Below are 21,924 nucleotides of genomic sequence, written 5' to 3'. Positions count from 1 at the left end.
AATATCACAAAATGAATGTATGGTTATTTTTCTACTTTTTTCTTACTGTCACTTAACGTAAATGTTGCGATAAATAGAATGACAAATACGATTGCCGCAAGGATATAGAAAGTCGTTGAATATCCTGTTTTATCAAATAATTTACCGACTATCCATGATAATACTATCACCCCAACATTGGATGAAATATTGAATCCAACTAAATATAAGGTAGATGATAGTCGTGCATCAAAGTTAGCTACAGCATATTTAAATACCGCTAGAATAAACAATGGTGTTTCAATGGCGTGGAAAAGTTTAACCAATGAAATTAGATAAACATTATCCAATGTTGCTGATAATGAGATTCGACAAACCATTACCAAAGCCGCGGCTAATAATGCCTTTTTAGCGCCAATTTTGTTAATAAAATAAGGGGCTAAAATCATACAAGCAGCTTCTAAAAAGACTTGGAAGGAGTTTAAATATCCATAAATTTGATATCCCTTGTCAGGTTTTTCAAAGAAGCTGGTATAAAAATTTGGGAATAGTTGCTGATCATAAATGGTATAAAAACTGTTAGTACCAATTATAAAAAAGACAAATAACCAAAACTTTTTCATACCAAATAGTGAGAAAATTTCATTCATGGTAGGGATAGTTGGCTTTTGTATTACTGCTTTATCGGTTGCCGAAAATTGTTGCGTAGGTTTGTAAATTAAATTGATAGTGAAATAGACAGCGGCAACGGCAGACGCCATCCAGAAGTTAATATGGGGGTTGATGCCAAATAGAATCCCGGCAACAAAAGTTGCTGCGGCATAACCAAACGATCCCCAGAATCTTGCTGGACCAAATTCAAAACCAAATAATCGACTAATACGCTCAATAAATGAGTCAATCAAAGCACATCCAGAGATAAAACCTGCACTTAAAACCGGAGCGCCAATACAAACACCTAAAATAAAATCATTGCGCAATAAAGGTTCATATACATAGATTAAGAACGGCCCAATAAGTAGCATGATAATACTTTGGAAGGTAATTACCGCTTTGCCGATCTGTAATTTATCTTGGATAATGCCATAAAAAATCATAAAAAACATGGCAGCAGCAGAATTAGCTGAATAAACAATCCCTAATTGTTCACCAGATAATCCAATTTCATTTTTAAGCCAAATGGCATAAAAAGACCACCATAGTGACCATGCTGCATAAAAGGTAACAAGATAACCTGACGAGAACCAATAATTGCTATTTTTAATCATATCTATTTTCATTTTTATTCTCTTTTCTGTGGAAGTTTAACGTTAACATGTTAATGTTAACATTATTGTCATAGTTGAAATAAAATAGAAACAATCAATTGTCATAAATGTTACTTTCCTCACACTTTTTATCATTTTTATTTGTGGTATCATCACACTAAGTGAAAATTAATTATTATTTTAATGCTGAGTAAAAGGATTGAACTATGGCTTCACTAAAGGATGTTGCTAGATTGGCATCAGTTTCCTTGATGACGGTTTCGCGGGCAATTAATAATCCTGAAAAATTAAATAAAGATACGTATAAAAAAGTGAAGAAAGCTATTGAGGAGCTTAATTATGTCCCTGATTTATCGGCACGCAAGATTCGTGGTGATAATTCTGGTCCATATGCTATTGGAGTGCTGGCATTAGAAACTGCAACGACGCCATTTTCAGTTGAATTACTTCAAGCAATAGAAAAAACCGCGCAACAACATGGTTGGAATACATTTATCGTCAATTTATTTGATGATAAAGATGCTGATCATGCGATTAATACTCTTTTGTCTTATCGACCTAATGGCATCATCTATACCACAATGGGGTTAAGAAAGGTTCAGCTTCCCGATAAATTGCTAGGTAAAAATGTGGTATTAGCAAACTGCATTAGTGATTCAGAGCAACTAGCGTGTTACATTCCCGATGATTATGCCGGTCAATATCAAGCAATGCAAAATGTGATAAACAAGGGATACCAAAAACCTTTATGTATCTATTTATCAGAAAATACCTTAGCTGGAAAAATTAGGCGTAAAGCTGCTGAGCAAGCGTGGTTAGATGCCGGTAACGATTTAAATGATATGAAGAGTTATCATACTTCAATGTCACCTGAAAATCTTGCTTTAGAATATATGATGACGATAGAAATTTTGGCAAAGCATTGTATTAACAAACCTGATTTTGATGTATTAGTTTGTGGTAATGACCGAATTGCCTTTGTGGCTTATCAATTTTTACTTGGTAGAGGATTTCATATTCCCGAGGATGTGGCGGTGCTTGGCTATGACAATATGGTCGGTACCGGTGAACTTTTTTATCCTTCACTAACGACCGTGCAATTACCGCATTACGAGATTGGTGAAAAAGCCGCCTTGCATATCATCAACAGTGAAAATGACAAGACTATTACTCAGATACCATCGCCCTATTTAGCAAGAGAATCTTTATAACTTAAAAACCACCATTTCTGGTGGTTTTTTATAAATTATTCATAAATTGATTTTAATTGCCAACTTGCCAATTTGCTTATTTGGGCTTGTCCATTTTCGGCAAATAAGTTAATTACTCTTTTTGCCGGTAATTTAGGGTAAATACGGCTTGAAAGGCTATATAAATCTTTATTTACAAAAACTTCGACTGATGAGGCATCTACAAAAATATGCAGTGACAGTTTCTTAGTTTTGGGTAAGGGTACACTTCGATAACCTTTTAAGTCGATTCCAGAAAGACTTCGATCAAGAATGATACGGTTAGCTTGACGGTCAATATACAGTAAAGTCGCTTGTTTACCATCTGGCGTGGCAGCAAGTTGTAAGCCAAAACGTTCGGCATTACTATTGGCTAAATCAATTTCAACATTAAGTTCACAACTGATTGACTCAATTTCGGTGTTTTTTAACTCACTATTTAATTCGATATTGGTCAGTGATTTAGGTTGGTTCCGAAGCGCAACAAGTTCTTTTATAGGGCGATTACGAACTCTATTTTGGCCATCTAGGATTAATTCGCGTGGTAAAGTAAATGCTCCCATCCATTTATCGTGTTTACTTGGCATTTTCGATTCCCACATATCCATCCAACCAAACATAATACGACGGCCATCAGCCGCAAGGAATGATTGCGGTGCATAAAAATCATGGCCATAATCCATCTCTTGGAATGATTTAATCACTGTGTATGGTTTACCTGGTTGCCAATCTCCTACAACATAGCCCGATTGGAATCGATTTCGATATTGATAACCTTTTGCCTGCATGCCTTGTGGTGAGAACATCAATATCCATTTATCGCCTAATGGAAAAAAGTCTGGGCATTCAAGCATATAAACATTTGGATCAATATCACTAATAAGTACCTGATCGAATTTCCAATCTTTTAAATCAGTTGAATGATAAAGTAACACTTGACCGACATCATTGGTTTCTCGTTGGCCAACTACCATCCACCACTTACCATTTTGTTGAAAAACTTTAGGATCACGAAAATGCATAATCCCTTCTTTAGGAGTAAGTACCGTGCCATGTTTTTTAAAATTAATACCGTCTTTACTAGTGGCAAGGCATTGGGTTTCTCGGATATGTTCGTCATTACCTTGACCATTTAACCAGATGTGGCCAGTGTAAATTAAGCTTAATTCGCCATTATTATCAACGGCTGAACCGGAAAAACAGCCGCTTTGGTCATAATCATGATCTGGGGCAATAGCAATTGGTAATCTTCGCCAAGTAATAAGATCATCACTTACTGCATGTCCCCAATGCATTGGTCCCCAATTTTCATTATAAGGATGGTGTTGGTAGAAGGCATGATATTGTCCGTTATAATAGACTAAACCATTTGGGTCATTCATCCAACCAGCTTGAGGTGCTAAATGGAAATGAGGATAATATTGTTTATTCATTTCTTCTTCTAATTTTTTTACCGCTTGGTTAGCTTTATCAATTGCGTTTGTCATAACATTCCCTTCTTTCATCATCAGTTAAGTTAATCTGGTTACATACTACATTAAATTATTTGTTAACGTTAACTTATAATGAAATAAACGTTAAAATATGTGATGATAGTCACATATTTTTAACGTTAACAATAAATTTTTTATAAATGATTTAGTTTATTGTTAATATTGATTATCAATACCTCAGCCGATTAGTGCTCTATGAGCTAATTTAATTAGTAATATGCTGAAACAATATGAATAATGTAATTCAACCCTATTCAACAATAATATGAGTGACAAAATGAAGAATACAAAAGTATGGTCTCTTGGTGATGCCGTTATTGATTTATTACCATTTGGTGAAATGAACTATCGAGCCTGTGCAGGTGGAGCCCCAGCAAATGTTGCTATCGGTATTGCTAAGTTAGGACTTCCTTCAGGTTTTATTGGTAGAGTGGGTAATGACCCATTTGGTCACTTTATGGAAAAGACCTTTTGTGAACATCATGTTGATTGCCAAAGTCTGGAAAAAGATGATGAACATAGAACAAGTACAGTTGTTGTTGATTTAGGTGAAAATGGTGAGCGAAGTTTTACCTTTCTTGTATCACCTTCTGCCGATCAATTCCTATCTGAACAAGCACTTCCTGATTTTAATCAAGATATTCTGCATTTTTGTTCTTTGGCATTAGTTGGACCAACATGTCGGCAAACGCTGAAAACTGCTATTGAACAACTGACAGCTAAAAATGGTTTGATTAGTTTTGATATCAATTTGCGTGAACAAATGTGGCAAGATAAAACTGAAATGCGCTCCGTTATCACCCAATTCTGCCATGATGCTGACATTCTTAAACTTTCTGATGAAGAGTTATTTTGGTTAACAGAAAATAATGATTTGCATATTGCCTTAAGAAAATTAGCGCAACATTATCCGGCACCATTAAAATTAATCACTAAAGGTAAAAATGGCAGTATTGTGTTATGGCAAGGTAAAACGTTTAGTTTTGACTCATTTCATGTCAATAGCATTGATACCACTGGAGCCGGAGATGCATTTGTTGCCGGATTGCTTAGCAGCATCGCCTCATCTGGTATGCCTGAAGATAAGTTAATGTTAGAAAGTATGATGACTATAGCCAGTGCATGTGGTGCATTAGCAACCACCAAAAAAGGAGCATTAACAGCACTGCCAGACAGTGGTTTTTTACAATCATTCATTAGTGATAATCCAGCATTAGTCGCAAAACAGATGGGATAGTAATATGACTGAAAAAGAGAAAATGTTAAGCGGTTTACTTTATAACCCCGGTATTAATGAGCTTGAAAGCGAGCGACTTTATGCACAAGATCTCTGTTTTGCGCTAAATCAACTACCTCCTTCCGCCGTGGATAAACGGCAACAACTTTTTAAAAAATTACTGGGCAAAACTACCCAGCAATTTACCATTATGCCCGGTTTTCAGTGTGATTATGGCTACAATATTGAAATTGGTGATAATTTTTTTGCTAATTTTAATTGCATAATCTTAGATGCCGCCAAAGTAACTTTTGGACATAATGTGCTTGTGGCGCCTAATTGTGGCTTTTATACCTCAGGTCATCCACTTGATAGCCAAACGCGCAATAGTGGTTTAGAGTTTGCCAAACCAATAACAATCGGTAATAACGTTTGGATTGGTGGTAATGTTATTGTACTACCGGGGGTAACAATTGGTGATGATAGCGTTATTGCTGCCGGGAGCATTGTCGATCGTGACATACCTAGCAATGTTATCGCCATGGGTACCCCTTGCCGGGTATATAAAACATTAAAAGAGCATTAACAGCACTATCTGATAGTGTATTTTGGTAAGCATTTATAAGCGATAATCCTGTTTTATACGCTTAACAAATGGCGTAATAAAATGACAGAAAATGAGAAAATATTAGCAGCTTTATTGTACGATTTTGGTCTCAATTTACGTGCTGATAAATAATTTAATGCGCAAGATATCTGTTTTCAGTTAAATCAATTTTTTTATAGCAAAAAGGCATAGTAATCCCTTTTATGTAAACCATTTAAAATTAAAATAGTTGATAATGCGTGGTTATGTATTATGCTGCACGTAGATTTATGTTGATTCTTAAAAGGATTTTCTATGTCATTCAATGGCATTCGTCATGACTGGCTATTGTCTGAAGTAATGGATATTTTTCAGTTACCTTTTTTCAATGATCTTATTTTCAAAGCACAAACCATACATCGACAATATTTTGATGCGAATAGAGTACAAGTTTCTACTCTGTTATCAATAAAGACAAATGCTTGTCCTGAAGATTGTAAATATTGTCCCCAGTCTATCCATCATGATACTGGCTTAGAAAAAGAAAAATTACTTGAAGTACAAGGAGTAGTTGAAGAAGCTAAAGCCGCCAAAGCTGTAGGGGCTACACGTTTTTGTATGGGAGCGGCATGGAAACATCCAACAAATCGCGATATGCCTTATCTCTTGGAGATGGTAAAAGGCGTTAAAGCTCTGGGGATGGAAACCTGCATGACTCTAGGGCAACTATCCCAACTACAGGCCTACGCATTAGCCGATGCAGGTTTAGATTTTTATAATCATAATTTAGATACTTCACCTGAGTTTTATCAGCAAATAATTACTACTCGTACATACAGTGAGCGTTTACAAACATTGGCTTATGTAAGAGAGGCCGGCATTAAAATTTGCTCAGGTGGTATTCTCGGTATGGGAGAAACTTTAAAAGATCGAGCCAATTTATTGATACAACTTGCTAATTTAGACCAACACCCAGAAAGTGTTCCCATTAATAATTTAGTCAAGGTTAAAGGTACCCCGTTAGCAAATGAAAAAGATATTGAACCATTTGATTTTATTAGAATGCTAACTGTCGCTCGGATTATGATGCCTAAATCTTATATACGTTTGTCAGCAGGAAGAGAACAAATGAGTGAGCAAATGCAAGCATTGGCTTTTTTAGCCGGCGCTAATTCAATATTTTATGGTGATAAGTTATTAACTACATCTAATCCGCAAGTCGATAAGGATAATGCTCTATTTGTTAAATTAGGCATTAATCCAGAGAAGATCCAAGATTATAGTGATGAGATACATAAGGCTGCTATTGTGCAAGCAATTAGTGAGCAAACGCAAAATAATCAATTTGGCGACAATTTCTAAGATTTGAATATAACAATATTAATCTTAACTTTTTGGCCGATTACTATAAGTTTGCGCAGGTTTGTCTTGCCCATAGATCTATTGTAAATACGTCTTCAATCGTGGTCGGTTCAGGAAAATCAAGTGCTTCTAAAACTGTTGCTACCTGTTTAGCAATATCCATAAAGCCGATTTTGTTTTGTAAGAATGCCGCTACCGCTATTTCATTCGCCGCATTGAGTGCCGTTGTTGCCGCTTGTCCTTGATTGAATGCCTCAATAGCTAACTTTAAGCAAGGATAACGGTTAAAATCGGGTTGAGAAAAAGTCAGTGATGAAATTTGCGTAAAATCTAATGCCGGCACGCTTGATGAAATTCTAGCAGGATAAGACATTGCATAAGCAATTGGCGTACACATATCAGGAATGCCGAGCTCGGCAATCACACTGCCATCTTGGTAACGAACCATCGAATGTATGATTGATTGAGGATGAATGATAATTTCCATCTCTTCTTCACGGGCATTAAACAGCCAACGCGCTTCAATATATTCTAGTCCTTTATTCATCATGGTAGCAGAATCGACAGAGATTTTCTTACCCATTGACCAATTAGGATGAGCAACCGCTTGTTCAGGCGTAACTGTGGTTAATTGATTTAACGGTAAATCTCGAAATGGTCCTCCAGAACCGGTTAGGACAATTTTGGTGATGCCATAATCGGCTAAATTAGCAAATCCTAAATTTTGTTGAACTTCTGATGGCAGGCTTTGAAAAATCGCATTGTGCTCACTATCAACTGGTAATAACTGTGCACCATATTGTTTAACTGCCTGCATAAATAAATGGCCACAAGTTACCAAAGATTCTTTATTCGCTAACAAAATGCGTTTGCCTTTTTTAATGGCGGCAAGGGTAGGTTTTAATCCTGCTGCTCCGACGATTGCTGCCATAACCATATCGACTTCAGTAAGCTCTGCTAAATCGCATATAGCTTGTTGACCATGAAATACTTCAATATTTAATTTTAGGTCTACGAGATTATTTTTAAGTTGTTGAGCGGCTTCTTCATCAGCCATGGCGACATAATTGGGCCTAAATTCCAAACATTGTTCGGTCATTTTGCCGACATTCTGCCCACCAGTTAAAGCAATTGCTTTAAATAAATCTGGATTTTGCCGTATAACGGCTAAAGTACTACAACCTATTGAGCCAGTTGAACCTAAAATTGTGATATTTTTCATATTAGTAAATTAAACTTATATTGTTTTCAGCAAAAAATGAGACGAATCGCTCATCAGGCAGTTTATCAGTAATTACCTGATCGAACAAAGTTAATTCACTGATGAAAGCCGGCTTGATTTGGCCAAATTTAGTATGATCAGCAATTAAGATATTTTGACCTGATTTTTTCATTGCCTGATGTTTCATACTAAGCTCATCAAAATGATAACAGGTTACCCCTTGTTGAAGATCGATACCTGCAGCTGAAATAAATGCTTTATTCGGACATATAGAATCTAATTGACTGTGCTGATTTACACTTGTGAAGATAGCATTATTGAGTTGATAATGACCGCCACATAAAATAATTTTACATTTTGGTTTATTTTGCAGTGCCAAAAAGGCGTTAAGTGAATAACAGATGGCGGTAAAGGAAATTTCATTATCGATAGCATTAATAATGAAAGGCATGGTGGTACCACAATCGAAAAAAATTGTATCGTTTTCATTGACTAATTGGCTGACCAGCTTGGCAATATCACTTTTTTCCTCAACTTGTTTATCTTGCTGATCAGATACAAAATATCGTGCTATGGAATGACGGGCTTCATCGACAATATAGCCACCTAATACAATTAATGATGTAGGTAGATTATTAATATCTCGCCGAATGGTCATTTCTGAAACCGCCAATCGTTCGGCAGCCTCTTTTAAGTGTATCTTATCAGTGGTCTTTAGGATTTCAATGAGTTCATTAATTCTTTTTTGCGGTTGAGTTTCCATTGTTTTTCCTAAAACAGCAATAAGCTACATAAAATATATGTAACTTATTGTTATGATTGGTTAGTAATTGCTAGTTGACGTACTGTTACCTGAAACAATGGCGATACCAGCACTTGCACCCAAACGGTTTGCGCCAGCCTGCACCATTTTTTCAGCAGTCATACGATCACGAATCCCACCTGAAGCTTTAACTCCTATGTTTTCACCAACAGTTTCACGCATTAGTTTTACATCTTCAACTGTTGCGCCTGAAGTACTAAAGCCAGTAGAGGTTTTGACAAAGCCTACACCAATTTCTTTACAAATTAAACAGATTTTTATAATTTCTTCTTTTGATAATAAACAGGTTTCTAAAATAACTTTCAATGGTACGTTATTACAAGATTTAAATACGGCTTCTATATCTTGTTTAACTGCCTCCCAATTATTACTTTTTAACCAACCAACATTGATCACCATATCAATCTCTTCAGCGCCAGCCTTAACAGCCATTTCGGTTTCATAAGCTTTAGCAGAAGTGAGCATCGCACCAAGAGGAAAACCAACCACGGAGCACACTTTTACGTCACTTCCTTTTAATAATTTAGCAGCTAAAGGGACATAGCCAGAATTCACACAGACTGAATAAAAATGATATTCCTTTGCTTCATCACAAAGTTTTCGGATCTGATCCTCGGTTGCATTCATCGCCAGTAAAGTATGATCAATATATTTTGCATAATTCATAATAATTTTCCTCAATCTATTTTGTATTTAAGAATTGTTATTAATATAACATATAAAAAACTGAATAACTATTTAAATTTATTGTATTTAAGCTATGTAAAAAGTAAATTCAAAATTTATAAACGAGATCTGTGTCACAATAATAACATTTCATGGTTAATTTTGTTAAATTTCTAACATAGAATTAAAAAACAAAAATATTCAGGAGGAAATAAATATGAAAATTGCTGTTATTGGTTCTAACATGGTTGATTTAATAACTTATATCGATCAAATGCCAAAAGAAGGTGAGACGATAGAAGCACCAGAATTTGAAATAGGTTGCGGAGGTAAAGGGGCTAATCAAGCTGTAGCGGCAGCCAAACTCGGTGCTAACGTAATGATGTTAACTAAGGTTGGAGATGATTTATTTGGTCAAAACACGATTAATAATTTTAAAAATATAGGTATTGATACCCAATACGTCAAAGTTATAAACAATGTTTCTAGTGGTGTGGCGCCAATTTTTGTTGATAAAAATTCTCAAAATAGAATTTTAATAATTAAAGGGGCAAATAACTACCTACTTCCACAAGATATTATTGATGCTAAGGATTCTTTGTCTCAATGTAATTTAATCATATTACAGTTAGAAGTGCCGCTCGAGACAGTTTATGCTGCCATAGATTTTGCTGTTACTCATGGAATTGAAGTTATTTTAAATCCTGCCCCTGCAATTAAAAACTTGGACATTTCGTATGCCTGTAAATGTGATTTTTTTATCCCAAATGAGACTGAATTAGAAATACTAACAAATATATCAATTAATAGTGAAGAAGCTATCTATAAAGCAGGTAAACTCCTTTTGGATAAAGGGTTAAAGAACTTAATTATTACCTTGGGTCATCAGGGTTCTATATGGATGACTAAAGATAAAATTCATCACATCGATCCTATAAAAGTAAACGCTATAGATACCAGTGGAGCAGGGGATGCTTTTATTGGCTGTTTTGCTAGTGAATATATTAAGAATCACGACATCATTAAAGCGCTAAATAAAGCATCAGCTTATTCTGCTGCCAGTGTAACCAGAAAAGGTACTCAACGCTCTTATCTTGACTCAATACAATTTAATGAATTTTTATCTTCTCTATCCCTAGGAGAATAATTATGAAATTTAACATAATAAAATTAAAAAAAATCTCTCAGATGCCGGATGGTTTCTTAGATAAAACACCTATCTTTCAATTTATATTACTTTCTTGTTTATTTCCATTATGGGGATGTGCAGCAAGTTTAAATGATATTTTAATCACCCAATTTAAAAGTGTATTTACATTAAGTGATTTTGCAAGTGCATTAGTTCAAAGCGCATTTTATGGTGGCTATTTCATCATAGCAATACCTTCATCACTTATTATAAAGAAAACAAGTTATAAGATTGCTATATTAATTGGTTTAGCCCTTTATATTATCGGTTGCTTAATGTTTTATCCTGCATCGCATATGGCAACTTATACAATGTTTTTAGCCGCGATTTTCGCTATTGCTATTGGTTTAAGTTTTCTGGAAACATCAGCAAACACCTATAGTTCTATGATAGGAAATAAAAATTTTGCTACATTACGACTAAATATAAGTCAAACTTTTTACCCTATAGGTGCGTTACTCGGAATTGTATTAGGAAAATACCTTGTTTTCCAAGAAGGAGATAGTCTTGAACTGCAAATGTCTAATATGACTATAGAGCAAATTCATGAATTCCGTCTATCCATGCTTGAATACACACTCCAACCTTATAAATATCTTATTTTGGTACTTATTATTGTGCTCTTCTTGTTTTTAATCACTCAATATCCTTCATGTAGAGCGGAAAATAAAGATAATCCAAAATCAGAATCCTTAACTAGTACCTTAAAGTATTTAGCCGCTAACTTTAGATTTAAAAAAGGTATTATTGCCCAGTTTATGTATGTTGGTATGCAAGTTACCGTTTGGTCATTTACTATCCGATTAGCTTTAGATCTTGGTGATATAAATGAGCGATATGCATCTAATTTTATGATTTTTAGTTTTGCTTGTTTCTTTATTGGTAAGTTTATCGCTAACTTTTTAATGACACGCTTTAATCCTACTAAGGTCCTGATTATTTATTCCATACTGGGAAGTATTACATTAGCTTATGTGGTTTTAGTTTCCAACTTCTCTGCGGTATATGCGGCTGTCTTTGTTAGTGTGTTATTCGGACCATGTTGGGCCACTATTTATGCAAAAACTTTAGCTGTGGTAGATAGTAAGTATACCGAAACCGCTGGAGCAATTATTGTTATGTCAATAATTGGAGGGGCGGTTATGCCGGCTATCCAAGGACTTGTTTCCGATAAATTAGGTTCAATGCAATTTGCTTTTATCGTTCCATTAATCTGTTTTATTTATGTGGGTATTTATTTTTGGACGGAATTAAAACAAGAGCAATCTAAATTATAAATTATTAGGAGTCACTAATGCTTACAAAAATTTCATTAATCCCTGAACAATTTCAAATATTACCATTAGAATTGTATTCTAATGAATATTTTACTATTACATCTTCACGTTTTAATTCAGGGATTGAAGCGTTAACGATAAAAAATAGTCGTGGTTTTGTTACGGTATTACCTTACTATGGACAAATGGTATGGGATGCTGAATTTGATGGCTTGACATTAAAAATGGACAATATGTTTAATCAGCCACAATACGGTACAGATATTACCGACACATATGGTTGCTTTGCCTTTCATTCTGGACTACTAAGTAATGGTTGTCCTTCATCAGACGATAATCATATTATGCATGGAGAAATGGCATGTGCCAAACTAAGTAAAGCTTGGATTGAAGTACAAGATAGTAGTTTATCTATTTGTGGCGAAGTTGAATTTATAAAAGGATTTGGTGCTCACTATGTTGCTCGATCTTCAGTAACTTTAACTGCTAACTGCGCTACTTTTGATATAAAAATGCAAGTAACTAATTTGAGTGGATTTGAAATGCCTTTGCAATATATGTGTCATTTAAACTATGCTTACATTGATAATGCTACTCTGGAACAAAATATACCTGATAATGCGTTTATGTTGCGAAAAACTATCCCCTCGCATGTTCATCCGACTGAACAATGGTTAGATTATACTAAAAAATTAACAAATCTAACCGTTCTTAATGAGCCCCATTATTATGATCCAGAAATCGTTTTTTTAGTTGATGATTTATCGCAATATACAGATGCGGCAGAATTTTATATGACATTACCTAATGGAAAGCGCTTTGTTACTCGTTTTTCAACAAAGCAATTTAATCATGGAACTCGTTGGATTTTAAATAATAAAGATCAAAAAGTCGCCGCCTTTATATTACCAGCAACATGTCGACCAGAAGGTTTTCTAGCTGCAAAAAATAATGGTACATTGATTATGCTTAAAAGTGGGGAAACAAAAAGTTTCTTAGTGACTACAGGAATTGATAAATAAACATATGCCCAGTTAAATTTTAACTGGGCATAGCAATATTAAAATTCCATTAATTCTTTTTCTTTATCAGCAAGTACGCTATCTAATTTTTTGATTGCCGCATCGGTTGCTTTTTGAATAAGATCTTGTGATTTACGTTCATCATCTTCAGAAATTTCTTTATCTTTCAATAATGCTTTGATCTGATCATTGGCATCACGACGGATATTACGGATTGATACGCGTCCTTGTTCTGCTTCACCACGAACAATTTTCGTTAAATCACGACGACGTTCTTCAGTGAGTGGTGGTAGAGGAACTCGAATAACGGTGCCGGCTGATGCAGGGTTCAAGCCTAAATCAGAAGTTAAAATTGCTTTTTCAATTGATGGTGTTAATGATTTATCAAACACGGTAATTGCAAGGGTTCTTGAATCTTCAGCAACTACATTGGCTAATTGGCGAAGCGGTGTTGGGCTACCGTAATATTCAACCATAATGCCATCTAATAAACTAGGTGACGCACGACCAGTTCGAATTTTAGAAATATGATTCTGGAAAGCCTCAATACTTTTTTCCATGCGCTCTTGCGCTTCTTTTTGAATCTCATTTAGCATAATAAAAACCTTTTTAAATAAGACTAACAGGTAACTGTAGCCTGATTATTGATTAATGTTCCTTCTTGCTCGCCTAAAATGACGCGACGTAATGCACCAGGTTTATTCATATTAAACACACAAATTGGTAGATTATGATCACGTGCTAATGTAAATGCGGCTAAATCCATTACTTTTAATTCATCATCTAACACTTTTTCATAGTTAAGTGTTTTATAGAGTGTAGCATTGGGATCTTTTACTGGATCGGCAGAATAAACGCCATTAACTTTGGTCGCTTTTAAAACCACATCAGCTTCAATTTCAATCCCGCGCAGACATGCCGCTGAATCAGTTGTGAAAAATGGGTTGCCAGTTCCTGCCGAAAGAATAACGACTTTACCATGCTTAAGCAAGCTGATTGCCTCAGTCCAGCGATAATCATCACAAACGCCGTTTAATGGAATTGCCGACATCAAACGAGCATTAACTTCAATTCGGTGCAACGCATCACGCATGGCAAGACCATTCATAACTGTGGCAAGCATGCCCATATGGTCTCCAACAACACGGTTCATACCCGCTTTAGCAAGTCCTGCACCACGAAATAGATTACCACCCCCAATAACAACAGCAACCTGAACATTCATGTCGATAAGTTCTTTAATTTCTTGTGCCATACGATCAAGAACAGTTGGATCAATACCAAAACCTTCTTCACCTTGCAATGCTTCACCACTGAGTTTAAGAAGGATACGTTTATAGAAAGGGGTTACCATATGAAGTCTCACTATTTCGTTATTTAATTACTTAAAAAGCTAGCATAACTAGCTGGCAATCATTTTAAAATATTTTGCAGATAAACAAAACCGCCATGACGGCGGTTTTAATAAAACAATTAAGATTGTTTCGAAATCGCAGCAACTTCGGCTGCAAAGTCAACTTCGACTTTTTCGATACCTTCACCCACTTCGAAGCGGATAAATGATGCAACAGTCGCTTTTTTCTCAGTAAGTAAATCACCAACTGTTTTGCTAGGATCCATTACAAATGGTTGACCAGTAAGTGATACTTCACCAGTGAATTTACGCATACGGCCTTCAACCATTTTTTCTGCGATTTCACGTGGTTTACCAGATTGCATTGCAATATCGATTTGAATATTACGTTCATGTTCAACCACATCAGCAGGTACATCACTTGGGTCAACATATTCTGGTTTGCTTGCGGCAATGTGCATTGCAATGTGTTTAACTAATTCTTCATCACAACCGCTATTTGCTGCAACTAAAACACCAATACGGGCACCGTGTTGATAACTACCAACAACATCGCCAGCAATTTCTTTAACACGACGGATACCAATGTTTTCGCCAATTTTAGCAACTAGTGCAGTACGTTCTTCTTCAAATTTTGCTTGTAAAGCTGCAAGATCAGTGATGCGATCATTTAAAGCGGCAGTTGCTACTTTGTCGCTAAATGCTAAGAAGCCAGCATCTTTAGCCACGAAGTCAGTTTCACAGTTGATTTCTAAAATAACACCCACTTTTTTATCAGCAGAAATTTTAGAAATAATTACACCTTCAGCTGCTACACGACCAGCTTTTTTAGCTGCTTTTGCTTGACCTGATTTACGCATGTTGTCGATAGCAAGATCGATATCGCCATTTGCTTCAACTAATGCTTTTTTACATTCCATCATACCTGCGCCAGTTCTTTCGCGCAGTTCTTTTACCATAGAAGCGGTAACTTCAGCCATTTTTAAATCCTCTATTTAACCATTATGATGATTTTCATTAGAATGGGTCGATGAGATTATCGACCCTGAAAATATTTGAGTTTATTACTCTGCTGCTGGAGCTTCTTCAACAAAGCTTTCTTCAGATACTGGAGATTGATTTTGTTCACGACCAGAACGAACTGCTTCAGCAACCGCATTTGCATATAATTGAATTGCACGGATCGCATCATCATTACCTGGAACGATATAATCAATACCATCTGGATCTGAGTTAGTATCAACAACAGCAATGACTGGAATACCTAAATTGTTAGCTTCTTTGATTGCGATATGTTCATGGTCAGCACCAATAACAAAAATCACATCGGGTAAGCCACCCATATTTTTAATTCCACCCAAGCTATTTTCTAATTTAGCCATTTCACGAGCACGCATAAGTGCTTCTTTCTTGGTTAATTTATCAAATGTACCATCATTAGCTTGTGTTTCTAAATCTTTAAGACGTTTAATTGATTGACGTACTGTTTTCCAGTTAGTCAACATACCACCTAACCAACGGTGATTAACGTAGTATTGTCCACAGCTTTCAGCTGCTTGTTTAATTGCTTCACTCGCGGCACGTTTAGTACCAACAAATAAAATTTTACCTTTACGCGCAGCAATCTTGTTTAATTCAGCTAATGCTTCATTGAACATTGGTACTGTTTTTTCAAGATTGATAATGTGAACTTTGTTACGTGCACCAAAAATAAATGGTTTCATTTTTGGGTTCCAATAACGAGTTTGGTGTCCAAAGTGTACACCTGCTTGTAACATATCGCGCATTGATACTGTAGTCATGATTTCCTCATTTTTACGTTGGGGTTATGCCTCCACATATCCGCTTTAGCCGACCTAATTACTTTAAGTAAAAGGCACCCCGGCAAAGAGTAATGATATGTGTGTGTTATAACGTTAATTAATAAATTTTATGCTGCTATTTCGCTATTTTTCTCAATGAAAATAATATGAAATGTAGCGCGCGTTTTATATCATATTTAGTTAAAAATTACCAGCAGTATTTAAAATTATATGATTTTAAGTATAAACTGTTGATTGGTCATTTTTTGATTAGGTATTAGAGGTGGTTAATTTATAAGCTAATGAAGAGAGTTCATTAGCTTATAAAAGATAAGTTGCAGGTGGATTTGGGTAACTAAGCTTTTTTAACAAAGCAAGCTTTAAGCATGACTTTCATCCCATCAACTTTACAATCAATTTCATGATCGCCGTCTACCAGACGAATGCCTTTAGCTTTAGCCCCTTTTTTCAGAACGGTTGATGATCCTTTTAATTTTAGATCTTTAATCAAAATAATATCATCGCCATCAACAAGTAAATTGCCATTGCTGTCTTTAACTTGTAATTCATCATTGGTTGAAGTTTCTTGATTTGGATCCCATTCATGTGCACATTCAGGGCAAACATAAAAGGTACCATCATGGTAAGTGTGTTCTGATTGGCAAACTGGGCAATTAGGTATAGATTCCATAGTTTTTCATTATTCCAAGTTAAATAAAATGGTGGTCACTATAGCAAAAAAAGGCTATTTCGTCATGGTATTCTCTTTTTAAGGATCCGCTATACCTATTTATTCTTTAGGTTTGACACTGCACACCGCAATATAATTAAGGTATTTTTTATTTTTTCTAAATCTGTTAAGCATGTTGAAAAATTGTTGCCGATTTTGTTTATGTAATGCATTACGAAAAATTTTCAGCGCACCAAAAAATCCCTCATCAATAATCATTCCCGTCGGTGACAATAGCGTCATAGGGGCGTGTGATGTTTTTATATCGCTAAATCCTGCGCTAGAAAAAAGATTTATCCAACCATCATGGCTCATAGGCTGAGCATTAACATTGATTGCAAGATAGATTTGTTCCAGTATGTATTGAGGATTTTCGGTGTTTAATAACATCATGTCATGAGTTAATAATTTTCCACCTGGTTTTAATACTCGAAAATACTCTTTGAGTAAGTGAGCCTTCGCCTTATCTGCGTACATGGTTAACATCGCTTCATTAATTACAATATCAAAGCTGTTATCATCAAAAGGTAATTTTGAAGCATCCGCTTGTTTTATCTCAACTAATTCACTTACATTGTTTTGGATAACATTTTGTTTGGCTTTCTCTAATGCCATTTTATCCATGTCGATACCAATAATATGGCAATTAAATCGCTTAGCTATTTCGATAGAGGTCGTACCCATATTGCATGCGATCTCTAACACTTGGCTTTGCGGTGTAAATCCAGCTTGTTTGAATAACCATTCAGTGGCTTTTTTTCCGCCTGGTCGTAAACGTGTTTTACCAAGACGAGCTAATAATTTGTGACCAACTTCTTTTTTATTGTTTTCCATGGTAGATCCTTTGTTTAATTAACTTTGATTTCTCTTAACATTATTAACAACATTTTTGCTTTTGTCGGGGCTTCAACAGCGTGAGGGATATTAGCTGGCATTCTCACAATTGTTCCCGGCTCCGCGTTAACTGGCTTACCATCAATGATTAAATTTAGTTGACCTTCTAAAACCATAACGAGCGCATCAAATGGCGCACTATGTTCAGAGAGTCCTTGTCCTTTATCAAAAGCAAATAAGGTTAGATTACCGCCTGAAGTCTTAGCTAAAATACGGCTAGCAATCCCTTGCTCAGTTTCATTAACTAATGAAACTAAATTAAGTGCTTGTGCTGGAATAATAGTATTATTTGACATAGGATTCTCCTGATTATAACTAAATGTTAAATAAAAAAGTAGTGATCATTTTTTAGCCTCTGCCCAGGCATAGGTTATAATTGGTTAAATTATTGCTATTAAGATAAATAAAACATTATATTTCATAAGGTTATTCCATATAATATTATTGTATTATCAATTGAAATAAGAATTATTATCAATTATATTGGCATCATTCTAAAAGTATCATTAGGCAATTCCTATGACATTTGTCAAAACTATGCCAACTCAAAGTGAGATCTTAAATTGGTTAAATCAGGTAAAGCTGTTCGATGGATTAGCTGCCGATGCATTAAAGCCAATTATTGAAAATGCCAATTATCTGGAATTTAATACTGGCGATTTGATTAGTTATGAAGGTATGCCATTCTCTGGTTGTTCTTTAGTTATTACCGGCAAAGTTGAAGTGTTTCGGAATACTTATTTAGGTGAAGAGAAAATTTTTGGAATATTTTCTCCTTATGAATTAGTTGCGATAGCCGCAGTATTTATGCCTCATAATCGCTTTCCTATGACCATCAGAGCAAAAACACATTGCACTTTGTTATTGTTAGAAAAAAGTAGCGTGTTACAAGTTTGCATGAATAATCCTATTATTATGCAACGTTTGTTAGTTCAATTTAGCATAAAACTATACGAACAAATCAATAATATCGATTGGTTAACCTCAAGCTCGGCAGAACAACGACTAGCAGCTTATATCTTATCTCAATCATCGAACCAAGATGCAAATTTTGTTTTACCAATATCACGTAGTCAATTGGCGACTAAGCTTGGGATCCGTTATGAAACTTTAAGTCGATTAATGTCGAGTTGGCGTAAGCAAAAAATTATTGAAATTGAATTAAATAATATAAAAATATTAAATAAATCGTATCTTAATGATCTTACACTTCCTTCACAACGTTCATTTTAAGTAGCGGTATCTGACAGCATTACTGTCAGATACACTTTTTTAGAAGTGGTAAACAAGCCCACTATTAAGATTGAATCCCATCGCTGGGAATAAGGTATTTTCTTGTTTTGAATTTACTACTTTATTAGCAACCGAGGCGGTAGCATAATGTTTGTTGGTTAGGTTATCCGCAGTTAAATAAGCCGACCAACCATTAGGATTTTGATAATTAATTTTAAAGCCTAAAGCTGCATATTTATCTCGATATTGAACATTCATATTATTGGCATGATCAACCGGCGTATTGGTTGGAGACCAGTGAATATTTGGGCCAAGTGTCCAATTATCATATTTATATAAAATTTCGGCAGTAATGGTATTTCTAGGGATGCCGGCAATATAATTACGATTGTATTCGCCACCCATAAAACGAAAATCGTTATACGTCCAAGCTAGACGATATTCGATATCGCCAGAAGCAATAACTGAAGGTATTAGCCCTTTTAGGCCTGCTTCTATCCCTTGATGACGTGTTTTGGCGCCATAATTAAATACCCCTATTGCCGTTCCACTTGAGTCGTAAGTGGTAATATATTCATCTTTAATGATGCTTCGATATAAAGCAATATCCCAGTTTAGTTCTTGGGTTATCTTTCCATTACCACCAATTTCAGCTGTAATACCTTTTTGACGATTTAATTTGTTAATTTTTGCTTTCATGCCATCGCTAGTAATAATTTCACGGAAAGATGCAGGTTCGTTACTAGTGTTTAAATTGGCATAAAATCGTGTATCATTGGTTTGATGCCAAATTACCCCTAATTTGGGTGACCAGAATGTCCATGATTGATCAAGGGCGTTTTTATTGTGCCGCGCATCAACATCTCGTTTAGCATGTGTAACTTTTGTATCTAAATTGAGTTGCCATTCATTGTTGATTTGCCATGAGGTGCCAATGGAACCATATATGTTTTCTGCGGTAGCATCATATTTTCCCAGTGAACGTTTATTCATTGTGGTATGACGTCGATTCATCAATAATTGACGATCAAGATTGGTTTTATCCCATGCGAGAGCCGCTCGATAGCTAAAATCATCAAAGTTCGCATTATAAGTTAATTGACTACCAATAGTGTTACTATCACTTAAAATATAATCGGTTGGCGTAACAAAATTATCATGTGTATGCTGATACCATAAACCTAGCTCAATCGCTTGGTTATCTAGGGTCCAATTTGCGCGGTTAGCAATACGCCCCTGTTGAACATTACGATGCGGGTCTCGCATTTGCACGACTTTAAAAATACTCGTTGGATCGCTTTTGCTTTTACCTTGCGATAAAGGCCCTGGAATATCAAAACGTAAATCTGTCCAACTTAACCATGTTCTATTTTCAAAGTTTTCATTACTATAACCAAAGTTAGATCGAACCGTTTTTCGTTGCGAGGTTGAATGATCTCGATAACCATCAAAATGGTCATAAGATAGGCTAATGCGACCATCCATATCATAACCGCTATGACCTAATGCGATTTGCGCGGCTTCTCGACCAAATGCTCCATATTCATAACGAGCACTACCAAGTTCATCTTTTCCTGTGTAGGAGATGAAATTCAATTCTCCACCTAAACTGTTGGCTTGAGGATGGCTATTATTGGCTCCACGATAGACTGAAATTAACCGAGCTTCACGCATATCTAAGGTACTAATATGGAAATCACCATCAGCATCAGTGATAGGTAGCCCATCTTGTAATAGTAAGACCCCTCTTGATAGTGGCGCGCTTTGCACCCCGGAACCACGAATATTCAACCTTGGTTGATCTGTGCCGCCGAAAAAGTTTTGAATAATAATTCCGGGTTGATAATCAAGTGCATCTTGTAGTGTGGATAATCTATTTTCCTGTTCTGGAATGATTAAGTTAGTCGCCCCAGCAGTTTGTTTCTGTTTAGCTTGTTCCTGCTGAAAAGTCGGAGACAATGAATTTTTTTTGTCATCATTATCATTAGGGGTAACTATAATTGTATCATTACTAGTCTCGGCGAATGCATAACCGCTAAACATCATGGGTGAATAGAATAGGGTTAATATACTTATTTGAATAACTTTATTTTTTCTGCACATAACATCTCACTTCTCATTTGGTTTAATGATAATGATTATTATTTGCACGAATAATAAGAAACACTATGACATTTATCAAATATGACAAAAAATAAATAAGAAAAGTTTGAGACATAGACTATCTCTAGCTTTTGTTAATCAACAATAATATTGTAAATTATTTTCTTAGTTGCTTTTTCTTTGTCTAGCTAATACCTCTAGCTGCTATATACAGCAGCATCTTCACTGATATCGCCTTTATCTTGATACATTGGTCTAAATAGGCTAATTAACCTGTTTAATTGGTGTAGTTAAATATTGAGGACAATAAAAAAGGTGCACATAGTGCACCTTTTTAGAGCTGATTAAGCTTAAATTATTTGATAACTTTAGCAACAACACCAGCACCAACAGTACGACCACCTTCACGGATAGCGAAACGTAAACCGTCTGCCATTGCGATTGGGTGAATTAATGATACTGTCATTTTGATGTTA

The 21,924-nt window shown here is 35.4% G+C and carries 22 protein-coding genes; 8 read left to right on the top strand and 14 right to left on the bottom strand.

Annotated features, from left to right (window positions below; genetic code table 11):
- Positions 1–23: 23 nt before the first annotated feature.
- The gene (locus tag DKK70_RS15160; protein WP_110434737.1) at positions 24–1,259 is read right to left on the bottom strand and encodes an oligosaccharide MFS transporter; all 1,236 of its coding nucleotides are present in this window, start codon (positions 1,257–1,259) and stop codon (positions 24–26) included.
- Between the two features lie 194 nt (positions 1,260–1,453).
- On the opposite strand from DKK70_RS15160, the gene DKK70_RS15155 reads away from it, so the two are divergent.
- On the top strand, positions 1,454–2,458 hold the full coding sequence (locus DKK70_RS15155; RefSeq protein WP_110434736.1) for a LacI family DNA-binding transcriptional regulator: 1,005 nt from the start codon (positions 1,454–1,456) through the stop codon (positions 2,456–2,458).
- 35 nt (positions 2,459–2,493) lie between these two features.
- Here DKK70_RS15155 and DKK70_RS15150 read toward each other — a convergent pair whose 3' ends face one another.
- The gene (locus DKK70_RS15150; RefSeq protein WP_110434735.1) at positions 2,494–3,963 is read right to left on the bottom strand and encodes a glycoside hydrolase family 32 protein; all 1,470 of its coding nucleotides are present in this window, start codon (positions 3,961–3,963) and stop codon (positions 2,494–2,496) included.
- 283 nt (positions 3,964–4,246) lie between these two features.
- Here DKK70_RS15150 and DKK70_RS15145 point away from each other — a divergent pair, with 283 nt between their 5' ends.
- The 3 genes from DKK70_RS15145 (at position 4,247) to bioB (ending at position 7,133) form a co-directional block, all read left to right on the top strand.
- Positions 4,247–5,206 (top strand): aminoimidazole riboside kinase, encoded by a 960-nt coding sequence (locus tag DKK70_RS15145; protein WP_110434734.1) that lies wholly within the window; start codon positions 4,247–4,249, stop codon positions 5,204–5,206.
- A gap of 4 nt (positions 5,207–5,210) precedes the next feature.
- Positions 5,211–5,771, top strand: a complete 561-nt coding sequence (locus DKK70_RS15140) for a sugar O-acetyltransferase (protein WP_110434733.1) — start codon at positions 5,211–5,213, stop codon at positions 5,769–5,771.
- A 315-nt stretch (positions 5,772–6,086) separates the two neighbouring features.
- Positions 6,087–7,133, top strand: a complete 1,047-nt coding sequence (gene bioB / locus DKK70_RS15135; protein WP_110434732.1) for a biotin synthase BioB — start codon at positions 6,087–6,089, stop codon at positions 7,131–7,133.
- Positions 7,134–7,176: 43 nt separating this feature from the next.
- On the opposite strand, the gene ispC is transcribed toward bioB, so the two are convergent.
- Genes ispC through deoC form a run of 3 tightly spaced genes read right to left on the bottom strand, consistent with a single transcriptional unit; the run spans position 7,177 to position 9,850 of the window.
- Entirely contained in the window at positions 7,177–8,355 is a 1,179-nt protein-coding gene (ispC, locus tag DKK70_RS15130; protein WP_110434731.1) for a 1-deoxy-D-xylulose-5-phosphate reductoisomerase, read from the bottom strand.
- Position 8,356: 1 nt separating this feature from the next.
- On the bottom strand, positions 8,357–9,118 hold the full coding sequence (gene deoR / locus DKK70_RS15125; RefSeq protein ID WP_110434730.1) for a DNA-binding transcriptional repressor DeoR: 762 nt from the start codon (positions 9,116–9,118) through the stop codon (positions 8,357–8,359).
- Between the two features lie 60 nt (positions 9,119–9,178).
- Positions 9,179–9,850 carry a deoxyribose-phosphate aldolase gene (deoC, locus tag DKK70_RS15120; protein ID WP_181416039.1) on the bottom strand — a complete coding sequence of 224 codons (672 nt, stop codon included), beginning with the start codon at positions 9,848–9,850 and terminating at the stop codon, positions 9,179–9,181.
- Between the two features lie 211 nt (positions 9,851–10,061).
- On the opposite strand from deoC, the gene rbsK reads away from it, so the two are divergent.
- The 3 genes from rbsK to DKK70_RS15105 are packed head-to-tail and all read left to right on the top strand — an operon-like array spanning position 10,062 to position 13,332.
- Positions 10,062–10,991: a ribokinase gene (gene rbsK / locus DKK70_RS15115; RefSeq protein ID WP_110434728.1), complete on the top strand. Its 930-nt coding sequence runs from the start codon at positions 10,062–10,064 to the stop codon at positions 10,989–10,991.
- Between the two features lie 2 nt (positions 10,992–10,993).
- On the top strand, positions 10,994–12,310 hold the full coding sequence (fucP, locus tag DKK70_RS15110) for an L-fucose:H+ symporter permease (protein WP_110434727.1): 1,317 nt from the start codon (positions 10,994–10,996) through the stop codon (positions 12,308–12,310).
- A gap of 17 nt (positions 12,311–12,327) precedes the next feature.
- Positions 12,328–13,332 carry an aldose 1-epimerase family protein gene (locus DKK70_RS15105; protein WP_110434726.1) on the top strand — a complete coding sequence of 335 codons (1,005 nt, stop codon included), beginning with the start codon at positions 12,328–12,330 and terminating at the stop codon, positions 13,330–13,332.
- Positions 13,333–13,370: 38 nt separating this feature from the next.
- On the opposite strand, the gene frr is transcribed toward DKK70_RS15105, so the two are convergent.
- The 7 genes from frr to DKK70_RS15070 form a co-directional block, all read right to left on the bottom strand.
- Entirely contained in the window at positions 13,371–13,928 is a 558-nt protein-coding gene (gene frr / locus DKK70_RS15100; protein ID WP_110434725.1) for a ribosome recycling factor, read from the bottom strand.
- 23 nt (positions 13,929–13,951) lie between these two features.
- The gene (gene pyrH, locus DKK70_RS15095) at positions 13,952–14,686 is read right to left on the bottom strand and encodes a UMP kinase (protein WP_110424482.1); all 735 of its coding nucleotides are present in this window, start codon (positions 14,684–14,686) and stop codon (positions 13,952–13,954) included.
- A gap of 119 nt (positions 14,687–14,805) precedes the next feature.
- On the bottom strand, positions 14,806–15,666 hold the full coding sequence (tsf, locus tag DKK70_RS15090) for a translation elongation factor Ts (protein WP_110424481.1): 861 nt from the start codon (positions 15,664–15,666) through the stop codon (positions 14,806–14,808).
- A gap of 84 nt (positions 15,667–15,750) precedes the next feature.
- Positions 15,751–16,488, bottom strand: a complete 738-nt coding sequence (gene rpsB / locus DKK70_RS15085; RefSeq protein WP_034882419.1) for a 30S ribosomal protein S2 — start codon at positions 16,486–16,488, stop codon at positions 15,751–15,753.
- Between the two features lie 355 nt (positions 16,489–16,843).
- Complete coding sequence (locus tag DKK70_RS15080) at positions 16,844–17,179, bottom strand: zinc ribbon domain-containing protein YjdM (RefSeq protein ID WP_110434724.1); 336 nt, start codon at positions 17,177–17,179, stop codon at positions 16,844–16,846.
- A 99-nt stretch (positions 17,180–17,278) separates the two neighbouring features.
- A complete protein-coding gene (locus DKK70_RS15075; RefSeq protein WP_110434723.1) occupies positions 17,279–18,052 on the bottom strand; it encodes a class I SAM-dependent methyltransferase in 774 nt (257 codons plus the stop codon).
- Between the two features lie 14 nt (positions 18,053–18,066).
- On the bottom strand, positions 18,067–18,408 hold the full coding sequence (locus DKK70_RS15070; protein ID WP_110434722.1) for a cupin domain-containing protein: 342 nt from the start codon (positions 18,406–18,408) through the stop codon (positions 18,067–18,069).
- A 223-nt stretch (positions 18,409–18,631) separates the two neighbouring features.
- On the opposite strand from DKK70_RS15070, the gene DKK70_RS15065 reads away from it, so the two are divergent.
- Positions 18,632–19,345 (top strand): Crp/Fnr family transcriptional regulator, encoded by a 714-nt coding sequence (locus DKK70_RS15065; RefSeq protein WP_110434721.1) that lies wholly within the window; start codon positions 18,632–18,634, stop codon positions 19,343–19,345.
- A gap of 39 nt (positions 19,346–19,384) precedes the next feature.
- On the opposite strand, the gene DKK70_RS15060 is transcribed toward DKK70_RS15065, so the two are convergent.
- Complete coding sequence (locus DKK70_RS15060; RefSeq protein ID WP_110434720.1) at positions 19,385–21,448, bottom strand: TonB-dependent receptor family protein; 2,064 nt, start codon at positions 21,446–21,448, stop codon at positions 19,385–19,387.
- Between the two features lie 355 nt (positions 21,449–21,803).
- On the bottom strand, positions 21,804–21,924 hold a 121-nt coding region (locus DKK70_RS15055; protein ID WP_219999817.1), incomplete at its 5' end, for an EF-Tu C-terminal domain-related protein.

The organism is Gilliamella apicola, from assembly GCF_003202655.1.
GTDB lineage: Bacteria > Pseudomonadota > Gammaproteobacteria > Enterobacterales > Orbaceae > Gilliamella > Gilliamella apicola_R.
This window is presented reverse-complemented; position numbering and strand designations above follow the sequence as displayed.

Coding starts and splice junctions, on each gene's coding strand:
- DKK70_RS15155 (WP_110434736.1), top strand. CDS start 1,454: ATGGCTTCACTAAAGGATGTTGCTAGATTGGCATCAGTTTCCTTGATG.
- deoR (WP_110434730.1), bottom strand. CDS start 9,118: ATGGAAACTCAACCGCAAAAAAGAATTAATGAACTCATTGAAATCCTA.
- DKK70_RS15140 (WP_110434733.1), top strand. CDS start 5,211: ATGACTGAAAAAGAGAAAATGTTAAGCGGTTTACTTTATAACCCCGGT.
- DKK70_RS15060 (WP_110434720.1), bottom strand. CDS start 21,448: ATGTGCAGAAAAAATAAAGTTATTCAAATAAGTATATTAACCCTATTC.
- tsf (WP_110424481.1), bottom strand. CDS start 15,666: ATGGCTGAAGTTACCGCTTCTATGGTAAAAGAACTGCGCGAAAGAACT.
- rbsK (WP_110434728.1), top strand. CDS start 10,062: ATGAAAATTGCTGTTATTGGTTCTAACATGGTTGATTTAATAACTTAT.
- frr (WP_110434725.1), bottom strand. CDS start 13,928: ATGCTAAATGAGATTCAAAAAGAAGCGCAAGAGCGCATGGAAAAAAGT.
- ispC (WP_110434731.1), bottom strand. CDS start 8,355: ATGAAAAATATCACAATTTTAGGTTCAACTGGCTCAATAGGTTGTAGT.
- bioB (WP_110434732.1), top strand. CDS start 6,087: ATGTCATTCAATGGCATTCGTCATGACTGGCTATTGTCTGAAGTAATG.
- DKK70_RS15070 (WP_110434722.1), bottom strand. CDS start 18,408: ATGTCAAATAATACTATTATTCCAGCACAAGCACTTAATTTAGTTTCA.
- pyrH (WP_110424482.1), bottom strand. CDS start 14,686: ATGGTAACCCCTTTCTATAAACGTATCCTTCTTAAACTCAGTGGTGAA.
- DKK70_RS15160 (WP_110434737.1), bottom strand. CDS start 1,259: ATGAAAATAGATATGATTAAAAATAGCAATTATTGGTTCTCGTCAGGT.
- DKK70_RS15150 (WP_110434735.1), bottom strand. CDS start 3,963: ATGACAAACGCAATTGATAAAGCTAACCAAGCGGTAAAAAAATTAGAA.
- fucP (WP_110434727.1), top strand. CDS start 10,994: ATGAAATTTAACATAATAAAATTAAAAAAAATCTCTCAGATGCCGGAT.
- DKK70_RS15075 (WP_110434723.1), bottom strand. CDS start 18,052: ATGGAAAACAATAAAAAAGAAGTTGGTCACAAATTATTAGCTCGTCTT.
- DKK70_RS15080 (WP_110434724.1), bottom strand. CDS start 17,179: ATGGAATCTATACCTAATTGCCCAGTTTGCCAATCAGAACACACTTAC.
- DKK70_RS15105 (WP_110434726.1), top strand. CDS start 12,328: ATGCTTACAAAAATTTCATTAATCCCTGAACAATTTCAAATATTACCA.
- rpsB (WP_034882419.1), bottom strand. CDS start 16,488: ATGACTACAGTATCAATGCGCGATATGTTACAAGCAGGTGTACACTTT.
- DKK70_RS15145 (WP_110434734.1), top strand. CDS start 4,247: ATGAAGAATACAAAAGTATGGTCTCTTGGTGATGCCGTTATTGATTTA.
- DKK70_RS15065 (WP_110434721.1), top strand. CDS start 18,632: ATGACATTTGTCAAAACTATGCCAACTCAAAGTGAGATCTTAAATTGG.